12 protein-coding genes are annotated in these 17,833 nt (G+C 68.2%); 5 read left to right on the forward strand and 7 right to left on the reverse strand.

The window, feature by feature from the left end:
* Nucleotides 1-35: 35 nt before the first annotated feature.
* Nucleotides 36-893, reverse strand: a complete 858-nt coding sequence (locus tag HW466_RS02285; protein ID WP_174905374.1) for an SDR family NAD(P)-dependent oxidoreductase — start codon at nt 891-893, stop codon at nt 36-38.
* A 3-nt stretch (nt 894-896) separates the two neighbouring features.
* Nucleotides 897-1,313 carry a nuclear transport factor 2 family protein gene (locus HW466_RS02290; RefSeq protein WP_151007182.1) on the reverse strand — a complete coding sequence of 139 codons (417 nt, stop codon included), beginning with the start codon at nt 1,311-1,313 and terminating at the stop codon, nt 897-899.
* A 452-nt stretch (nt 1,314-1,765) separates the two neighbouring features.
* Between HW466_RS02290 and HW466_RS02295 the strand changes: the two genes are divergently transcribed.
* Together HW466_RS02295 and HW466_RS02300 are read left to right on the forward strand one after the other, a co-directional pair.
* Nucleotides 1,766-1,975, forward strand: a complete 210-nt coding sequence (locus HW466_RS02295; RefSeq protein ID WP_059507734.1) for a hypothetical protein — start codon at nt 1,766-1,768, stop codon at nt 1,973-1,975.
* A gap of 305 nt (nt 1,976-2,280) precedes the next feature.
* Entirely contained in the window at nt 2,281-3,777 is a 1,497-nt protein-coding gene (locus HW466_RS02300) for an FAD-dependent oxidoreductase (protein ID WP_174905417.1), read from the forward strand.
* Between the two features lie 96 nt (nt 3,778-3,873).
* Here HW466_RS02300 and HW466_RS02305 read toward each other — a convergent pair whose 3' ends face one another.
* Nucleotides 3,874-5,538, reverse strand: coding sequence for an acid phosphatase (locus HW466_RS02305; RefSeq protein ID WP_174905375.1), 1,665 nt, complete (start codon nt 5,536-5,538; stop codon nt 3,874-3,876).
* 413 nt (nt 5,539-5,951) lie between these two features.
* Between HW466_RS02305 and ftsH the strand changes: the two genes are divergently transcribed.
* On the forward strand, nt 5,952-7,928 hold the full coding sequence (gene ftsH, locus HW466_RS02310; RefSeq protein ID WP_151004759.1) for an ATP-dependent zinc metalloprotease FtsH: 1,977 nt from the start codon (nt 5,952-5,954) through the stop codon (nt 7,926-7,928).
* Nucleotides 7,929-8,052: 124 nt separating this feature from the next.
* Nucleotides 8,053-8,520, forward strand: a complete 468-nt coding sequence (locus tag HW466_RS02315) for an OsmC family protein (protein ID WP_059507455.1) — start codon at nt 8,053-8,055, stop codon at nt 8,518-8,520.
* Between the two features lie 21 nt (nt 8,521-8,541).
* On the opposite strand, the gene otsA is transcribed toward HW466_RS02315, so the two are convergent.
* The 3 genes from otsA to HW466_RS02330 all read right to left on the reverse strand — a co-directional run bounded on the left by otsA (nt 8,542) and on the right by HW466_RS02330 (nt 14,610).
* Nucleotides 8,542-9,948, reverse strand: coding sequence for an alpha,alpha-trehalose-phosphate synthase (UDP-forming) (gene otsA, locus HW466_RS02320; RefSeq protein ID WP_059507454.1), 1,407 nt, complete (start codon nt 9,946-9,948; stop codon nt 8,542-8,544).
* A 584-nt stretch (nt 9,949-10,532) separates the two neighbouring features.
* Nucleotides 10,533-12,170 carry a methyl-accepting chemotaxis protein gene (locus HW466_RS02325; protein WP_151004757.1) on the reverse strand — a complete coding sequence of 546 codons (1,638 nt, stop codon included), beginning with the start codon at nt 12,168-12,170 and terminating at the stop codon, nt 10,533-10,535.
* 412 nt (nt 12,171-12,582) lie between these two features.
* Entirely contained in the window at nt 12,583-14,610 is a 2,028-nt protein-coding gene (locus tag HW466_RS02330) for a TonB-dependent receptor (RefSeq protein ID WP_060329514.1), read from the reverse strand.
* Nucleotides 14,611-15,064: 454 nt separating this feature from the next.
* Here HW466_RS02330 and adhP point away from each other — a divergent pair, with 454 nt between their 5' ends.
* A complete protein-coding gene (gene adhP / locus HW466_RS02335; RefSeq protein ID WP_151004755.1) occupies nt 15,065-16,093 on the forward strand; it encodes an alcohol dehydrogenase AdhP in 1,029 nt (342 codons plus the stop codon).
* Nucleotides 16,094-16,158: 65 nt separating this feature from the next.
* On the opposite strand, the gene HW466_RS02340 is transcribed toward adhP, so the two are convergent.
* Complete coding sequence (locus tag HW466_RS02340; protein ID WP_151004753.1) at nt 16,159-17,619, reverse strand: sialidase family protein; 1,461 nt, start codon at nt 17,617-17,619, stop codon at nt 16,159-16,161.
* Nucleotides 17,620-17,833: the final 214 nt, after the last annotated feature.

Consider the following 17,833-nt stretch of genomic DNA (forward strand, 5'->3'; position numbering starts at 1 on the left):
CGATTTCCTGTGATGTGTTGAAGGAACGCGGCCGCTCAAGCGGTGCCCGGCGCACGGCCGGCCCTCACTGCATCGAGCGCGGCCGCGCCGTAGATCTGCGCGATCGTGGCGTCGACGCGCGGATTGGCGCGCAGCTCGTGGCCGCCGTCGACCGCGAAGCTCTGGCCCGTGACCCAGCCCGACTCGGGGCCCGCCAGATAGCGCACCGCGCGGGCGATCGCTTCCGGTTCGCCGAGCGTGCCGAGCGGAATCTGTTCGAGGAAGCTGTCGACCAGCGCACGGTCGTCGAACATCGGCGCGGTGGCTTCGGAGCGCGTGAGGCCGGGCCGCACCGCATTGACGCGGATCCTCGCGCCGGCCAGCTCCTCGGCCGCGCCGCGCACCAGCGCTTCGAGCGCGGCCTTGCCGGTGCAGTACGCAGTCAGCCAGCGGAAATTGATGCGCGCGGCCGTCGACGAGATGCAGACGATAGAGCCGCCGCCGCTGTCGGCGAGCCGCGGCGCGGCGTGACGAATCGCGGCGAACGCGCTGTGCAGGTTCAGGTCGATTTCCGCGCGGAAGCTGTCGGCGTCGTGCATCAGCAGCGGGCGAAACCCGGCGCTGCCGACGGTCGGCACGACGATGTCGAGACGGCCGTCGAGTGCCCATGCGGTATCGAGCGCGGCCTGCAGGTCGGCGTCGTCGCAGGCGTCGCCGGCGTGGATCTCGACGCGGCTGCCGGGCACGGCGTCGACCAGGTGCCGCCGTGCGCGTTCGAGCGCGTCGCGGCGACGGCCCATCAGCACGACGGCCGCGCCATCGGCGACGAGCGCGTGCGCGCAGGCCGCGCCGATGCCGCCGGCGCCGCCCGTGACGAGCGCGGTGCGGCCGGCGAGAGGCAGGGGCGAGCGCATCGTTCAGCCCTCCAGCGGCAGGTCTTGCGACCAGTCGACGTGCAGCGTGCGCGTGGCGAAGCGCCACGTGCCGCCGTCGAGCACGCAGCGGTCGCGATAGCGCAGCCCCCAGTCGAGCTTGCGCTTCACGCCGTCGCGCACATAGACGTGGCACGCGACGCCGTAAGTCTCGACATCGGCTTCGCCGCCCTCGAGCGTGACGAGCTGGTTGTGCACGTGATGCTGGGTCGTCTCGTAGCGTTCGATCACGCTCATTCCGGCGACGATCGCGTCGCGGTCGTCGAAGCGAAAACCGGGGCCGTCGAGCTGCGCGTCGACGGTGAAGAGCGTGGCGAGGCGCGGCCAGTCGCGCCGGTCGACGGCTTGCGCATAACGGCACGCAAGTTCGTACAGCGCGTGGCAGGCATTCGGATCGGTCATGCGGTACTCCCGTGAGTGAACGGAAAGCGTCTGCCGCGCCGCCCGCGCGGCCGCGGCGGCATTGCGGCGTCGATGCGCAGGTTCGCACCGGACCGGTCGATCCTCATCATCCATACGGAGCAGGGCAAGGATCGGGGAAAACACCGGGAGCGACGACGGCGCAGCGCCGGATGCTGCGATGCGGCGATGGATGCGCGGCATGGGTCGAACGGCGAGGCGACCCATCGCGACGGTCCAGGGAAGGCACCTCGCCGGTCATTCAAGCGAGCCGATCGCACGGTAATGCTGCGATGCGGCACGCCGCATCGAACCAGCTTCGCGTTTGCCCCTAGTCGGAATGGACGATGGCCGGCGGGCCGGCGCTGGCTACCGTGCAGTCATCCGGCGGCGCTGCACGTGGCCAGTCGCCGGGCACGAACCGCGACGACGGCCAACCGGAGGGGACGACGATCATGAGACTTTCGACTCGCAAGCTGTGCGTATTGGCGATCGGCACGCTCGCGGCCATGGCAATGGCGCGATACGGCGCCGAGCAGGTCCCGTCGCCGCCGTACGCGGCCGGCATCCTGCAATGCCGCTCGGTCGACTCGAACGGCCTGCCGACCGGTTGCGTCCCGATCGATCCGTCGCACTTCGGCTTCGCCGCGTTGCGCGGCATGTGACGCGGGCGCGGCCGTGCCGACGCGATGGCGCCAGGGCACCACGGCGACACCGCGATGCGGCGGCCTCCTGACGGACCGGCCGGACGGCGCACCGCGATACCTGCGCCGCGCACCGCGCGGCAGGTGCGGCCCGTCCGGCTTTCGGATGCCGTCAGACTTCTCGGCCTACGACGCGACGCAAGGCGCCAGCCGTCGAGCGCGTTCACCGACAACGCGTCGACGTCCGTAGCGAGTCGGCTATACCGGCGACGCCTGCCATGCCGACCGCTTTTCACCGATTCCCTTCACGCAGACCCATGGCTCCCATGTCATCCGACTATTCCCTGACCCGCCCCTTGAACATCCGCGACGTGCCTCGCTGGGGTGCCGAACACGACGTCGTGATCGTCGGCTTCGGCGCGGCCGGCGCGTGCGCGGCGATCGAAGCCGCGAGCGCCGGCGCCGACACGCTGATCGTCGAGCGCGCATCGAGCTACGGCGGCACGAGCGCGCTGTCCGGCGGCGAGATTTACCTCGGCGGCAGCGGCGGCACGCCTGCGCAGCGGCAGGCCGGCTTCAGCGACGATACCGAGGACCTGTACCGCTACCTGATGCTCGCGGGCGGCCGCGACGCGGACGACGCGAAGGTGCGTCTCTACGCGAACGAGAGCCTCGCGCATCACGACTGGCTCGTCGCGCAGGGCCTCACGTACAAGAACACGTTCATCGCCGAGCGGATCGTCGAACCGGAAACCGACGACTGCCTGATCTGGTCGGGCAGCGAGGAGGCCTGGCCGTTCAGCGAGGCCGCGAAGCCGTGCCCGCGCGGCCACACGCCGCAATGGCCGGGCTGGGGCGGCGGCCAGATGCTGATGCGCGTGCTGGCCGAGCGCGTGCAGGCGCTCGGTGTGTCGACCCGCTACGACACGCGCGCGCTGGCGCTGATCGTCGACGATGCGCGCGCGGTGCGCGGCGTCGTGCTGCGCGCGTACGGCGAGACGGCATGCGTGCGCGCCCGCCGCGCGGTGATCCTGTGCGCGGGCGGCTTCGCGATGAACCGCGACATGGTGCGCCGGCACGCGCCGCAATTGCTGCGCTCGGACGAACCGATCGGCAGCCCCGGCGACGACGGCTCGGGCATCCTGCTTGGCCAGAGCGCGGGCGGAGCCGCGATCCACATGGACCAGGGCTTCGTCAGCCTGCCGTTCTACGCGCCCGAATCGCTGATCCGCGGCATCTTCGTGAACGCGCGCGGCCAGCGCTTCATCAACGAGGACGGCTATCACGGCCGCACCGGCCATCACGCGTTCCATCAGGCCGACGACCGGATCTACCTGCTGGTCGACCAGGCGACCTACCGGGAGCCGCCCGCGATCGCGCGGATCGGCATTGCGGCGGCCGGCGAGACATGGGAGGAAGTCGAACGCGACCTGCAGATGCCCGCCGGCACGCTGACGGCGACCGTCGACGTCTACAACCGCCATGCGGCAGAAGGCGTCGATCCGCTGTTCCACAAGGCGAAGAAGTGGCTGAGGCCGCTGATCGAGCCGCCGTTCGTCGCGCTCGATTGCCGGATCGACTACGCGTTCTATCCGCATTTCACGCTGGGCGGGCTCGATACGCTGCCCACCGGGCAGGTGCTCGACGCGGCGCGCGTGCCGGTGGCCGGCCTCTATGCGGCCGGCCGCACGAGCTGCGGGCTGCCGCGCTGGGGCGCCGGGTACAGCTCGGGACTGTCGCTGGCCGACGCGACGTTCTTCGGCCGGCAGGCCGGCCGTCACGCCGCGCATGCGGCGAGCGACGCGCTGCGCAGCGCCGCGTAGCGTCGCCCGAACCGGAAAGAACGACGCCCCGGGCAACCGTGTTGCACCGGGGCGTCGTCGTGTTCGGGCGGACGTCGGTCGAACGTCGAACGACCGTCAGCCGAAATCGAGCGCGTTGGTCAGGTCGCCGGGCGGCGTCTCGCCGCGCGACGCGAACGCCTTGTCGCGCGCGGCGACGCCGTCGAGCGGCGCGAGCCCGTGCACGCGGCTGATGAAGCGCAGGATCGAGTTCGTGTCGTACATCGTGTGGTCGACATGACCCTTCTTCGCGAACGGCGAGATCACGAGCGCGGGAATCCGCGAACCCGGGCCCCAGCGATCGCCGACCGGCGGCGCGACGTGATCCCACCAGCCGCCGTTCTCGTCGTGCGTCATCACTATCACGGTGTTCGCCCACTGCGGGCCGCGCCGGATGCGCTCGATCACGTTCGCGATGTGGCGATCGCCCGATTCGACGTCCGCATAGCCTGCATGCATGTTCAGGTTGCCCTGCGGCTTGTAGAACGCGACGGCCGGCAGGCGGCCCGCATCGATGTCGGCGATGAAGTGATTGGTCGACGGCTCGTCGCCGAGGCCCGCATCGCGCAGATGCTTGCGGCGCGCGTCGGTGCCGGGCGCATAGTTCGCGAAGTAGTTGAACGGCTGGTGGTGGTACTGGAAGTCCGGCACCGTGCCGGTGTCGCGGTGCTCGAGCGCGTATTGCCATGCACCGCTGTACCACGCCCAGTCGATATTCTTTTCCGACAGGCGGTCGCCGATCGTCGCATGGACTTGCGGCGGAATCACGCGATGGTCGGCCGGATCCGCGTATGCGGCGTTGCCGGGATCGGCCGGCGGCACGTAGCTCGGCTGGTAAGGCGGCGCCATCGTGTTGACGCCGTAGCCGTCGGGTGTCAGCGGGCCGTCGACCGCGAACTTCGGCGGGCCGTCGAGCGCCGAGGCCGGCGAATCGGCGGCGAGCGTCAGCCGCGTGCCGGCCGGATCGTCGCCGTCGACCTTCGACAGCAGCTTCGCCGCATGCGGATGCTTGTGCGCGTCCGGATAGATCGGCGGCTGCGCGGAAATCAGGAACATGTGGTTCAGCCACGAACCGCCGAAGGCGGCCATGAAGAAGTTGTCGCACAGCGTGTATTGCCGCGCGAGATTCCACAGCCGCAGCGTGTCGGCGGAATTGCGGTAATGGCCCATCACGAGGCCGCCCGAATCGGCCCATGCGGCGAATTGGTTGTTGCGGCCGCCGGCGATCTGCATCTGGTTCTGATAGAAGCGATGCCACAGGTCGCGCGTGATCACGCCGTTCGGCAGCGGCTTGCCTTGCGCGTCGGCGATCCGGAACGGCGCGTTGGGCAGCTTGTCGATGTCGCGCTCGGCGATCGCGTAGCGCTTGCCGTCCACTTCCTGCGCCTGCGGCACGAGCCCGCCCCAGATCTTCGGCAGCACGGGCAACGGCGTCTTGCCGTCGCGATCGAGCTGCTGCGCCTGCTCGGGCCGCACTTCGCTCAGTGGATAGCGCACGCCCGGAAAATCGCCGTACAGGTTCGCGAAGCTGCGGTTCTCCGCATAGATCACGACGATGTGGCGCACCTGCCGACGCAGCGCTTCGTCGAGCCGCAGATCGGCGGCGGAGCGCGGCGCGCCACCCGGTGCGGTCTCGCAGCCGCCGAGCGCGACGCCGGCGCCGAGTGCGGCGAGGCCGCCGAGCATGCGGCGGCGGTCGGGATCGACGGGAAGGTCGTCGGGGCGATCGGGTGTGTCGTTCACGTCGTGAGCTCCTCGGATGGATGATTGTCGTTCGATGCGCGGCAGCGTCGCGCGGCCTGCCGCGACGCGGCACGCAATGCGACGGCCGGCGTCGTGCCCGCGCAGGGCGGTGTCGGCTGTCACGAAAATGTCATGAACGCGACTATAACGCGCGGGGCCGCGTCGATGAAAGCTGTTTGTCGGACGCTGCGCGACGCGTGCGCGCGAACTAGACTTGAATCATGGGTGGCGTGCTGCCGTGCGTCGCCCGCGCGAACGGCGCATCGCGCGCGTTCGCGGTGTCATTCATGCGACGAAACGAGGCGACGAAGACGCGGACGCATCCCGTATGCGCGCGGCTGCCGATACCGCGCGCCGGCCCGGCGCGCGGGTCGGCATGAGCGCGCAGCGGTGCGACCGGCCGGCCCGATGCCATGGACAGGAAATTCGACTACGCAGGATTGCTGATCGCGGCGGGCTTCTTCGTGCTGTTCGCCGCGCAACTGGTGATGCTGCGTCCGGCGTCGACGCTGATCGCGTACAGCGATTTCCATCGTCTCGTCGCCGCGCGGCTCGTCGACGATCTCGAGATCGGATCGACGACGATCACCGGCACGCTGACGATGCCGCAAGCCGGCGCGATGCTGCCGGCGTCCGAAGTCGCGGCCGTGAAGTCGGAGGGTACGCCGCCGCACTTCGCCACCAATCGCGTGACGGACCCGCAGCTGATCGACACGTTGACCGCGGCCGGCATCCGTTTCCACGGCACGTCCGACACCGGGTGGATCACGTCGCTCGCGTCGTGGCTGGTGCCGCTCGTCGCGTTCGTGTTCATCTGGAACCTGATGCTGCGCAAGCGCGGCGGGCTGCAGGACTTCACCGGCATGGGCAAGAGCCGCGCACGCGTCTACGTGCAGCAGGAAACCGGCATCACGTTCGACGACATCGCCGGTATCGACGAAGCGAAGGCCGAGCTGCAGCAGCTCGTCGCATTCCTGCGCGATCCCGATCGCTACCAGCGGCTCGGCGGCAAGATTCCGAAGGGCGTGCTGGTCGTCGGCGCGCCCGGCACGGGCAAGACGCTGCTCGCGCGCGCGGTGGCCGGCGAGGCGGCCGTGCCGTTTTTCTCGATCAGCGGCTCGGCGTTCGTCGAGATGTTCGTCGGCGTCGGCGCCGCGCGTGTGCGCGACCTGTTCGAGCAGGCGCAGCAGAAGGCGCCGTGCATCGTGTTCGTCGACGAGCTCGACGCGCTCGGCAAGGTGCGCGGCGTCGGCCCGATGTCGGGCAATGACGAGCGCGAGCAGACGCTCAACCAGCTGCTCGTCGAGATGGACGGTTTCCAGGCCGGCTCGGGCGTGATCATCATGGCCGCGACCAACCGGCCGGAAATTCTCGATCCCGCGCTGCTGCGCCCGGGCCGCTTCGACCGTCACATCGCGATCGACCGGCCCGACGTGAACGGCCGCCGCCAGATCCTCGGCGTGCACGTGAAGCGCGTGAAGCTCGCGGCCGACGTCGATCTCGGCGAACTGGCGGCGCGCACGCCGGGCTTCGTCGGCGCCGATCTCGCGAACGTCGTCAACGAGGCGGCGCTGCATGCGGCGGAACGCGGCAAGCCCGCGATCGGGATGGACGACTTCGACGAGGCGATCGATCGCGCGCTGACCGGCCTCGAGCGCAAGAGCCGCGTAATGAACGCGCAGGAGAAGCTGACGATCGCCTATCACGAGGCCGGCCATGCGCTCGTCGCGGAAAGCCGCGCGCATTGCGATCCGGTGAAGAAAGTGTCGATCATTCCGCGCGGCGTGGCCGCGCTCGGCTACACGCAGCAGGTGCCGACCGAGGATCGCTACGTGCTGCGCCGCAGCGAGCTGCTCGACCGGATCGATGCGCTGCTCGGCGGCCGTGTCGCGGAAGAGCTCGTGTTCGGCGACGTGTCGACGGGCGCGCAGAACGATCTCGAGCGCGCGAGCGCGATGGCGCGCCATATGGTCATGCAGTACGGGATGAGCGAGCGGATCGGGCTGGTGAGCTTCGACGACGGCGAAGCGCGCACCAGCATGCCGGGCGCATGGCATGCGGGCGACGGGCGCTGCAGCGAGCACACCGCGCGGATGATCGACGACGAGGTGCATGCGCTGCTGACCGATGCGCATGCGCGCGTCGCGTCGACGCTCGGGGCACGGCGCGACGCGCTCGAGCGGATTGCCCGACGGCTGCTCGCGTGCGAGGTGCTCGAACGCGATGCGTTGCAGGCGCTCATCGACGGGCGCGAGCCGCCTGGCGCCGCGCCATCGGCGCCATCCGCGACCGATCGAGGGCCTGGCGCGAGCGCGAATGCGCCGGAGCAGGCGTCGGCGATCGAGCGGGATTTCGTCGCATACGGGCCGCCGCGCAAACCCGAACGCTGAAGCGCGAGCGTGTCGCGCAGCAGGCGGGCGGCCACGATCGCGCCGCACCGTCGCTGCGGTCCAACCTTGCCGGCGCGGCATTGCGCCGGCGTTTCGCTTCCTCTTTTTCAGTCACGGAGTCGCCATGAGCGAGGCGCACGTATCGGTCGATGTCGCGCAGCATGCGCGTTTCAGTTTCGAAGTCACGTTTGCCGGCACCGGGCTTTCGCCGGTGCTCACCGACGAGCCGCCGCCGCTCGGCGCCGGCCGCGGCCCGAATCCCGTCCGGCTGCTGGCCGCGGCCGTCGCGAGCTGCCTCGCGGCAAGCCTGTTGTTCGCGCTCGAGAAACAGCGCGTCGATCCGCAACCGGTCGCCGCGCACATCGACGTCGACATGGTGCAGAACGAGGCGGGCAGGGTGCGCGTGGGCGCGATGGCCGTGACGCTGTCGGTCGGCAAGGCGTGGGCCGATCTCGCGGCGGCGACGCGCATGCTCGACCGGTTCGATGCGTATTGCGTGGTGACCGAGAGCATGCGCGCAGGCATTCCGATCTCGGTGGCGGTGCGGGACGTGAACGGTGCGGTGCTCGACCGCGAGACGACCGGCGTATGAGCGTGCGGCAGTGCGCGTGCGTCAGGACTCCGTCGCGGCGGCCACTTCCGCCGCTTCGGCGAGCGCGTCGAGAAAGCGCGTACGCCACCAGTGCACGTCGGTTTTCCGCACGATCGCCATCAGCGCGTCGTGACGCTGGCGACGTTCGTCGAGCGGCATCGTGAGCGCGCGCTGGATCGCCTGCGCGGTGCCTTGCGTGTCGTACGGATTTACGAGCAGCGCGGGTTTCAGTTGCTCGGCGGCGCCCGCGAATCGCGACAGCACGAGCACGCCCGGATCGGCTTCGTCCTGCGCGGCGAGAAACTCCTTCGCGACGAGGTTCATCCCGTCGCGCAGCGGCGTGACGAGTGCGACGCGGCTCGCGCGGTAGAGGCCCGGCAAGCGCTTGCGGGCGACCGTGCGGTGGATGTAGCGCATCGGCATCCATTCGAGTTCGCCGTAATCGCCGTTGATCGCGCCGCACAGGCTGTCCATCTCGCGGCGCAGGTCGTCGTATGCGCCGAGATCCTCGCGGCTCGGCGCGGCGATCTGTATCAGTGTCGCGCGGTCGCGGTTCTCCGGATATTGTTCGAGCAACTGACGGAATGCGTGCACGCGCTGCGGCAGCCCCTTCGTGTAGTCGAGCCGGTCGACGCCGACGAGCAGCTGGCGGCGCGAATACTCGTCGCGCATCCGTTCGAACATGTCGATGCCGTCGCGGTTTTCCGCGAGCGCCGCGAATTCGTCGACGTTGATTCCGATCGGGAACGCGCCGGCCGACAGCGTGCGACCGAACGCACGCAGGCGGCCGTCCGGCAGACGCGCGGCACCGGCCTCCGCCTCGACGTAATGCTCGAAGTGAAGCAGATCCGATTCGGTCTGGAAGCCGACGAGATCGTAGGCGAACAGCGAGCGCATCAGCCATTCGTGCTCCGGAATCGCGGCCATGATCGGCGGCGGCGGCATCGGAATGTGCAGGAAGAAGCCAATCGGATTCGTGCAGCCCATCGCACGCAGTTCGGCGGCAAGCGGAATCAGCTGGTAGTCGTGAACCCAGACGACGTCGTCGGGGCGCAGCAGTGTGCTCAGCTTGCGCGCGAACAGCTGGTTCACGCGGCGGTAGCCGTCCGCGAAGCGGCGGTCGAACTGCGCGAGATCGAGGCGGTAGTGGAATACCGGCCACAGCACGTTGTTCGAGTAGCCGAGGTAATACGCGTCGTAATCCTGCGGATCGAGATCGATCGTCGCGAGCTGGATGCCGCCGACGTTCTGGATCTGCACGTCGTCGCCGTGCGGGGGGCGCTCGCCGTCGCTGCGCAGCCTGCCGCTCCAGCCGAACCAGACGCCGCCCGATTCCTGCAGGCTGTCTTTGACGGCCACGGCAAGCCCGCCTGCCGCGGCTTTACGGGGATCTGCAATGCGATTGGATACGACGACGAGTCGGCTCACCAGCTCTCCTGCGAATGGTTGGGAAGGTTCGTGCGGCCAGGGCGCGATGCGGACGCCGCCAGCGGCGCATGGCGCGATGGGGCCGCAATACGTGCGGACGGGAATCAGGGCGCGCGATTCGCCGTCCGAACGTGGAGTGCTTTTTTAGGATACTCGTCATTCGAATGATTTAAAAGTGCATGACCGACATCGGCGAATTCGCGCGCCGGTTCAATGCGTGGCATTTCGCGCGCGGGGGCGGGCGGGACCGAAAATTGCGCAGCACCATGTGCAACATGGCGGCGGGGATTCCAGAGAAGGGGGAGCGAAGACCGCGAAATTGGGCGGCGTGTGCAACGCGAGGCGGAAATCGCGGAGAAGGGCGATCGCGGACCTACGCGCGCGATCGTGCTCCGTTGCGTTGCGCGTGCTCGATACGTGAGAGGACGCGTGCCGCGAATGCACGGCGTGTGTGTTGCGCGGTGCGTGGCGCTTCAGGCTCGCATGAATGCAACGGCCGTCGAACGCCGGCAGTGACGATGCGCGGCCGGCCGCGTAGCCGCGCATCGTATCCGTGCGACGCGTGATACCTGATGCATCCTGCGTTACGCGACAGCAGCCTGCCAATGCGGCGCATTGTCGGCCGCATGCTTGCGCGCGTGCGCCGACATCGCCTGTTGGCCGGCCGGCATCCGGAACGCGGATACCGTCTCCGACAGATCGCGGCCCTGCGCCTCGAGCGATTTCGACGCGGCCGCGGCCTGTTCGACGAGTGCCGCGTTCTGTTGCGTCGTCTGGTCCATCTGCGTGATCGTGAGGTTCACCTGATCGATGCCGCGACTCTGTTCGGCCGACGCGGCCGCGATTTCGCCCATGATGTCGGTGACGCGCGCGACGGCCCGCGTCACGTCCGACATCGTCTCGCCGGCTTCGCCGGCGAGCGCCGACCCGGCCTGGATCGTCTGCACCGATGCCGAGATCAGCTCCTTGATTTCCTTCGCGGCAGTGGACGAACGTTGCGCGAGGCTGCGCACCTCGCTCGCGACGACCGCGAAGCCGCGGCCTTGTTCGCCCGCGCGTGCCGCCTCGACGGCCGCGTTCAGCGCGAGTATGTTCGTCTGGAATGCGATGCCTTCGATGATCCCGGTGATGTCCGCGATTTTCGACGAGCTGTTGCCGATCTCCGTCATCGTCTCGACCACGCGGCCGACCACCGAACTGCCGCGCAGCGCGACGTCGGACGCATTCGCCGCGAGCGTGCTCGCCTGCTGCGCGTTTTCGGCGTTCAGTCGCACCGTCGACGTGAATTCCTCCATCGTCGCCGCGGTTTCCTGCAGCGACGCGGCCTGTTCCTCGGTGCGCTGGCTCAGGTCGAGGTTACCCGATGCGATCTCGCCCACCGCGTGCGCGATGCTGTTCGACGAATCGCGCACGCGGCCGACGATGTCGATCAGCCGTGCGTTCATCGTATGCAGCGCGTCGAGCAGATCGCGCGTCTCGTCGTTGCCGCTCACGCTGATGCGGCTGCCGAGATCGCCGTTGGCCACCGTGCGCGCGACCTCCACCGCCGCGACGATCGGTGCGGTGATCTTGCGCGTGAGCCACAGGCCGCCGCCCACCGCGATCACGATCGCGACCGCGCAGATGGCCAGCAGCACGTTGCGCTCGACCGCGTAGCGATCGGCGAATGCCTGCGCAATCTGGGCTTCGCGCTCGCGCGTGTAGGTTGCGTACGCATCGGTCGCGCGAACAAGTTGCGCGAGCAACGGACGGCAGCGATTGTCGATGTCGGCGGTCGCCTCGTCCTTCTTGCCGGCCTGCGCGAGTCCGACGATATTCAGTGCGACGGGTCCGTAGCTCGATTCGACGCGCACGATCTCGGCGACCAGTTCGCGTGCGCGATCGGTCGTGTCGGTCGCATTCGCCATCATGTCCTTCAGTTTCGCGAGACGGTCCTGCACATCCTTGTGCGCTTGCTGCACGTCGGCCAGTTCGAGCTGGATGTCGGACGGCGTGGTCACGAGCACGAGGTTGCGCGCGGCGATCGCGCGCCGGTCGACCGCGGTCCGGATTTGCGCGGAAAGGTTCGCGCGCGCGTTGACGCCGTTCATGTACCGGGAAAACTCGTCGTTCGTATCGGACAGCGCCTTCAGCGCCATGCCCGACACGACCACGACGACCGCGGCGAGCAAACCGAAGCCGCCAAGCAGTTTAGCCTTGATGGTTATTCTGGCGATTTTCACGATGTGCCCCTGTGCGAGTGGTTGGCGATGGAATTTATTGTGCGTCCGCGTGCAGGCCCGTGCCGTGATTAACGGGAGTGTCGGACAGTTCTTTACCCATCGAAAACCCTGATATTCGTTCTTTCTCGCCGGAAACCCGCGCCAGTCGGGCATTTCAGGCCTGCAGGAAGTTTCGTGAATCACCGATAATCGCCGCGTTCATACGCGGATGTGAAAATCGATCCTTTACCAGACTTAATGTATTCCGATCCGTCGCTTAAATCGTCGAATTGGCATGTTCGGTGATTTATTGGCGAATCGCATATTTACGTTCGAACGATCGGGAATGTGCGATTCGGCCCAAAAAACGGGCGCGAACGAATACGCGCCCGTATGACGCGCCCCGCGACACGCGTCGCGGGGCGTGGGTCGATCAGAACGTCGTACGCAGGCCGGCCATCACGCTGCGGCCGCCTTCGGGCGCGAAACCGCGCACGACCGAGGTCGCGTAGCGGATCTCCTGGTTCGTCAGGTTGTCGCCGCGCAGGTAGGCGAGCCAGTGCGTCGCGCCGACCCGGAACTTGTACGTGAGCATCACGCCGAGCGACGTGTAGCCGTCGGTCGAAAAGTCGTTGTCGGGCACGCGGTGCTGCGACCACGCATGCGTGAGCTGCGCGCGCGCACCGAACGGGCCGTAGCCGTAGTCGGCCGCGAGCGTCGCGCGCAGCGGCGCGATGCGCGGCAGCGGCTGGCCGGTATCGACGTTGCGCGCATGCGTGTAGTCGGCGGTCAGTTCCAGGTCGACCGTGTGACCGCGCTGCGCGAACGCCCGCCACTTGCCGTCGAGTTCGACGCCGTAGAACTCGGCGCGCACGCCGCGATAGATCGCTTCGTTGAGCGTATCGCCGGTGCCGGGCGCGACCGGTTCGCCGTCTGCATTCACGATGCGGCCGGTGTTGTACTCGGTCAGGTAGTTCGAGAAGCGGTTGTAGAACACGCCGACGCTGCCGCGGTTCGGGCCGCTCGCATAGCGTAGCGACAGGTCGGTCGACACGGCCTTTTCCTTCGACGCGTTCGGGTTGCCGATCAGGAACTGGCCGGTGGCGTCGTGCGGGCCGTTCGAATACAGCTCGTAGAAGGTCGGCGCACGTTCCGTGTACGCAACGTTCGCCGCGACCGACCACACCGGCGTCAGCGTGAACAGCGCGCCGGCCGATACGCTGCCGGCATTGAAGTCGCGCGGCTGTGCGAGCGCGAATTTCTCGACGCCGGCCGGATCGGGATCGACCTTCACGTGCTCGATGCGCCCGCCGAGGCTCAGCTTCAGCGCAGGGACGACCTGCCATTCCTCCAAACCGAACAGCGCGACGCTATTCGTGCGCGTGGACGGCACGAGCAATTCGTCGCCGAGCGCGGAGAACGTGTTCTGGCCGAACTGCACGCCGATCGCGCCTTCGAACGGGCCGATCTTGCGATGCCGCGCCTCGATGCGCGCCTCGTAGCCGCGGTTGCGGAAGGTGGTGGCCGTCTCGCCGTTGTTGACTTCCTTGTGACGGTAGTCGGTGTACGCGAAATCGAACTTCAGCTTTGTGAACGGGCCGCTCAGGTTGCGCACCTCCGACGCGAACGCGAGGCGTTCCTGACGCATCCGCAGGCGCACGTCGTCCTCGGCGACGGAGCCGTAGTTGGACTCGTAGCCGCTGTACGACAGGCCCGCGAAACCGTCGGCCCACGTGTACGACGCGCCGAGCGCGCCGCCATGCACTCGGCCGTCGCTGTTCGGCACGTTGCCGACCGGTTGCGGCGTGTCGGGATCGTCGATCGCGCGTTGCTGGCTGCTGCGCGCGTAGCCGGGAATCCGCAGCTTGCTCGTTTCACGGTCGAACGCGTCGACATGAAACGCGAAGCGGCCGTTGCCGCCTTCGACCTGCGCGGCGCCCGCGCGCACCGAATTCGCGCCGCCGTAGCGCGCGTCGAGCGCACCCGTCACGCCTTCGATCGCTTCACGCGGAATCCGGTTGTCGATCGTGTTGACGACGCCGCCGACCGCATTGCCGCCGTACAGCAGCGCGGCCGGCCCGCGCACGATCTCGATGCGCTCGATCGACAGCGGATCCTGCGGCACCGCGTGGTCGAACGACAGCGACGACGCATCGTAGGCGGCAACGCCGTTCTGCAGCAGCCGGATCCGGTCGCCATCCATCCCGCGGATGATCGGGCGGCCGACCATCGGCCCGTAGGTGGTGGTCGACACGCCGGGCAGGCCGTTGAGCGTCTCGCCGAGCGAATCGGCCTGGCGGCGCGTCAGCGCGTCGCCGGACAGCTGCGCGGTCGGTGAGCTCAATTCGGTGTCGCCGAGCGGATTCGCGGTCACGAAGATCGGCGCGAGCGGCGTGGATTGCATCGGCGTCGACGAGGCTGGCGTATCTGCCTGCGCGTGTGCAACGGCGGCGAACAGCATCAGGGAAACGGGCGAGAGCGGGCGAAGCGGTAGACGAGGGAGGTCGCGCATGGTCGGTGAATCGGTTGGAATCGGATCGGAAAGCGAGTCATGCGGGGCACGGCAAGATACGATATATTGTTGCGTCGCTGGCGCGCAGTGACCCGTCTGGATATGACTCGGCGAAACCCGTCCTCCCGATCGAACCACCTCGGACGGACGAGTTCGCGAAATGATATGTTATATCATTTCAAATTCCAAGCGAAACGGCGGCGTGTCCCAAGGTGCCCGACACACGGCTGAAATGGCCGTGAAAGCAGCGACGGCCGCCGATCGGACGCTACCGGCATGCGCGGCACGCGTCGCGACGAAGCCGCGTGCGTCGCACACGTTTGCCGCCCCGTTGATGCGTATCAATGCGTTCCGATGTCGACTCCGGATACTGGCCCGGTCATCGACCAGACAGGAGCGACGCATGACACAAACCATGAAAGCGGCCGTGGTGCACGCATTCGGCGAACCGTTGCGCATCGAGGAAGTGCCGGTCCCGACGCCGGGCCCCGGCCAGATTCTCGTCAACATCAAGGCGTCGGGCGTCTGCCACACCGACCTGCATGCAGCCGACGGCGACTGGCCCGTGAAGCCGACGCTGCCGTTCATTCCCGGACACGAAGGCGTGGGCGTCGTCGCGGCGGTCGGCGCGGGCGTCACGCACGTGCGCGAGGGCGACCGCGTCGGCGTGCCGTGGCTCTACACGGCATGCGGTCACTGCGAGTACTGTCACACCGGCTGGGAAACGCTTTGCCACGGGCAGCAGAACACCGGCTATTCGGTCAACGGCAGCTATGCGGAATATGTGCTGGCCGATCCCGACTACGTCGGCCACCTGCCGGCGCAAGTTGCGTTCGACGAGATCGCGCCGATCCTGTGCGCGGGCGTGACCGTCTACAAGGGCATCCGCGTCACCGACACGCGTCCGGGCCAGTGGATCGCGATTTCGGGCATCGGCGGGCTCGGGCACGTGGCCGTGCAATACGCGCGCGCGATGGGCCTGCACGTCGCGGCGATCGACGTATCCGCGCCCAAGCTCGAACTCGCCCGCCAGCTTGGCGCACAACTGACGATCGATGCATCGGCCGACGATCCGGCGAAGGTCATCCAGAAGGAGATCGGCGGTGCGCACGGCGTGCTGGTCACGGCCGTGTCGCGCAGCGCGTTCGCGCAGGCGTTGGGGATCGTGCGGCGTGGCGGCACGGTGGCACTCAACGGCTTGCCGCCCGGCGATTTCCCGTTGCCGATCTTCTCGACCGTGCTGAACGGCATCACGGTGCGCGGCTCGATCGTCGGCACGCGTCGCGACCTGCAGGAATCGCTCGATTTCGCGGCGGACGGGCTGGTGCGCGCGCACATCCATCGCGACCGGCTCGGCAACATCAACGACATCTTCGCGCGGCTGCGCGAAGGGAAGGTCGACGGCCGCATCGTGCTGACCGACATGCATTGACGCGCATTCGGGCACGCTGCCGCGACGCGCGGGGCGTCGCGGCAGCGCATGCGCTCATGCGTGCATCACGGCGCGAAGAACACGTCGGTGCGGTTCGTCAGGTTGCCCGCGTTGGTCTGCACGAAGAACGGATGGAACGACGACGACGGCAGCACGTCGAGCCCCTGGTAATCGCCGATGAAGAAACCTTCCGCGTTCGGCGCGAGCTTCATGTCGAACGGGCCGCCGACGCGGCGTTCGTCCGCGAACGTGGCGCCGCCGTCATGCGACACCTTGCGCCAGAACCCGGTCGGCAGCGTCGTCGTGTTGCCGGCCTGCAGGTCGCGGAAGTCATACCAGGTGACCATCACCGAGCCGGCATTGTCGACGCGCACCGACGGATTGAACGCGGCACGCCCGGTCGGCGTGTTCACCTGCAGCGGCGCGCTCCAGCTCGCGCCGCCGTCCTTCGACGTCGACAGCGCGATCTCGTCGTAGTTGCCGCCGTTGAAGCGGCTGTCCTGCCAGACGACGTACAGTTGCCCCGACACCGGATCGATCGCGGGTTCCGGAATGATGTCGCCGGTGCGGACCGGTTCGCCGGTGTTCGGATCGGTCACGCCGACCGTCTGCAGCCCGGCGATCACCTGCGGCGGCGTCCAGGTCGCGCCGTCGTCGGTCGACTTGATGAACGCGACCTTGCCGGCCGCCTTGCTGAACGGCGGCTGGATCAGGTCGAAGAAGTCGTAGAGCGTGCCCGTCTTCGGGTCGACGACGATCTGGTTGCCGATCGTCTGCTGACGCGACGGCACGTTGACGATCACCTTCGGCGCGCTCCACGTCTTGCCGCCGTCGACCGTCTTCGAGAAGAATGTCGGCCCGCGGTATGCCTTCGTGTGCAGGTTCGCGTACGGGTTGCCGTTCGGCAGTTCGAGGCGATCCCACACCGCGTAGGCCGTGCCGGCCTTCACCGGATTCGCCGTTACGGATTCCTTGTCGTTGAAGAACTGCGTCGTCGGTTCGTCGTTCGCGATCAGCACGGCGGGGCTGCTCCACGTCTGTCCGCCATCGGTCGACACCGACGCCGCGACCGCGTTGCTGTTGTTCGACTGGTTGAACGAGATCGATACCGAATACGCGGTGCCGTCGGGGCCGAACGACACCCACGGATCGGACGCGCGCTCGTACTTGAGCCCGCCCGGCGCGCATGCGCTGAACGGTTGCGGCGTGCGCGCCCAGGTCGCGCCGCCGTCGAACGTGTAGCCGGCGACGAGCCCGTGGGCGCCGCCGTTCGACCAGCGATCCTGCTGCCACACGCCGATCATGTTGGTCGGGTTCGCCGGATTGACCGCCAGCCATGGTTCGACCTCGGCGTTCACGTAGTTCGTGCCGGGGCCGCCGATGGTACAGGCGGCAAACGGGCTCGGGCCGGACACGACCACGGGTTCGGCGTGCGCGGCCGCGACGGCGGCCATCGACACGGCCATCGCGGCGGACAGGCGGGTGAGGCGGGTGACAAGAGAGTGGGACACCATCGTGCGTCGCATGACTGCTCCTCGTTCACGGGCGGCGGCGAGGGCGCGGCAGCGGCACGTCGCGCACCGGCACGCGCGGCAACGGGTGCCGTGTCGCGCGTCGGGTCGTGTCGTTCAGGAGGCCGCTTCGGTCATCGCCATCCGCGTGTGCTGGATGCCGCCAGCACGTCGGTCAAGACACCTTTTCGATTTCAATGCTTGTCGGGTGCTTCCCGGGATGCGGACG

Source organism: Burkholderia territorii (assembly GCF_902833055.1).
Taxonomy (GTDB): Bacteria; Pseudomonadota; Gammaproteobacteria; order Burkholderiales; family Burkholderiaceae; genus Burkholderia; species Burkholderia territorii.

What these genes read in the sequence shown, in the direction of transcription:
- HW466_RS02285 (WP_174905374.1), bottom strand. Translation starts at nt 893, where the DNA reads ATGCGCTCGCCCCTGCCTCTCGCCGGCCGCACCGCGCTCGTCACGGGC.
- HW466_RS02290 (WP_151007182.1), bottom strand. Translation starts at nt 1,313, where the DNA reads ATGACCGATCCGAATGCCTGCCACGCGCTGTACGAACTTGCGTGCCGT.
- HW466_RS02295 (WP_059507734.1), top strand. Translation starts at nt 1,766, where the DNA reads ATGAGACTTTCGACTCGCAAGCTGTGCGTATTGGCGATCGGCACGCTC.
- HW466_RS02300 (WP_174905417.1), top strand. Translation starts at nt 2,281, where the DNA reads ATGTCATCCGACTATTCCCTGACCCGCCCCTTGAACATCCGCGACGTG.
- ftsH (WP_151004759.1), top strand. Translation starts at nt 5,952, where the DNA reads ATGGACAGGAAATTCGACTACGCAGGATTGCTGATCGCGGCGGGCTTC.
- HW466_RS02315 (WP_059507455.1), top strand. Translation starts at nt 8,053, where the DNA reads ATGAGCGAGGCGCACGTATCGGTCGATGTCGCGCAGCATGCGCGTTTC.
- HW466_RS02330 (WP_060329514.1), bottom strand. Translation starts at nt 14,610, where the DNA reads ATGCTGTTCGCCGCCGTTGCACACGCGCAGGCAGATACGCCAGCCTCG.
- adhP (WP_151004755.1), top strand. Translation starts at nt 15,065, where the DNA reads ATGACACAAACCATGAAAGCGGCCGTGGTGCACGCATTCGGCGAACCG.
- HW466_RS02340 (WP_151004753.1), bottom strand. Translation starts at nt 17,619, where the DNA reads ATGCGACGCACGATGGTGTCCCACTCTCTTGTCACCCGCCTCACCCGC.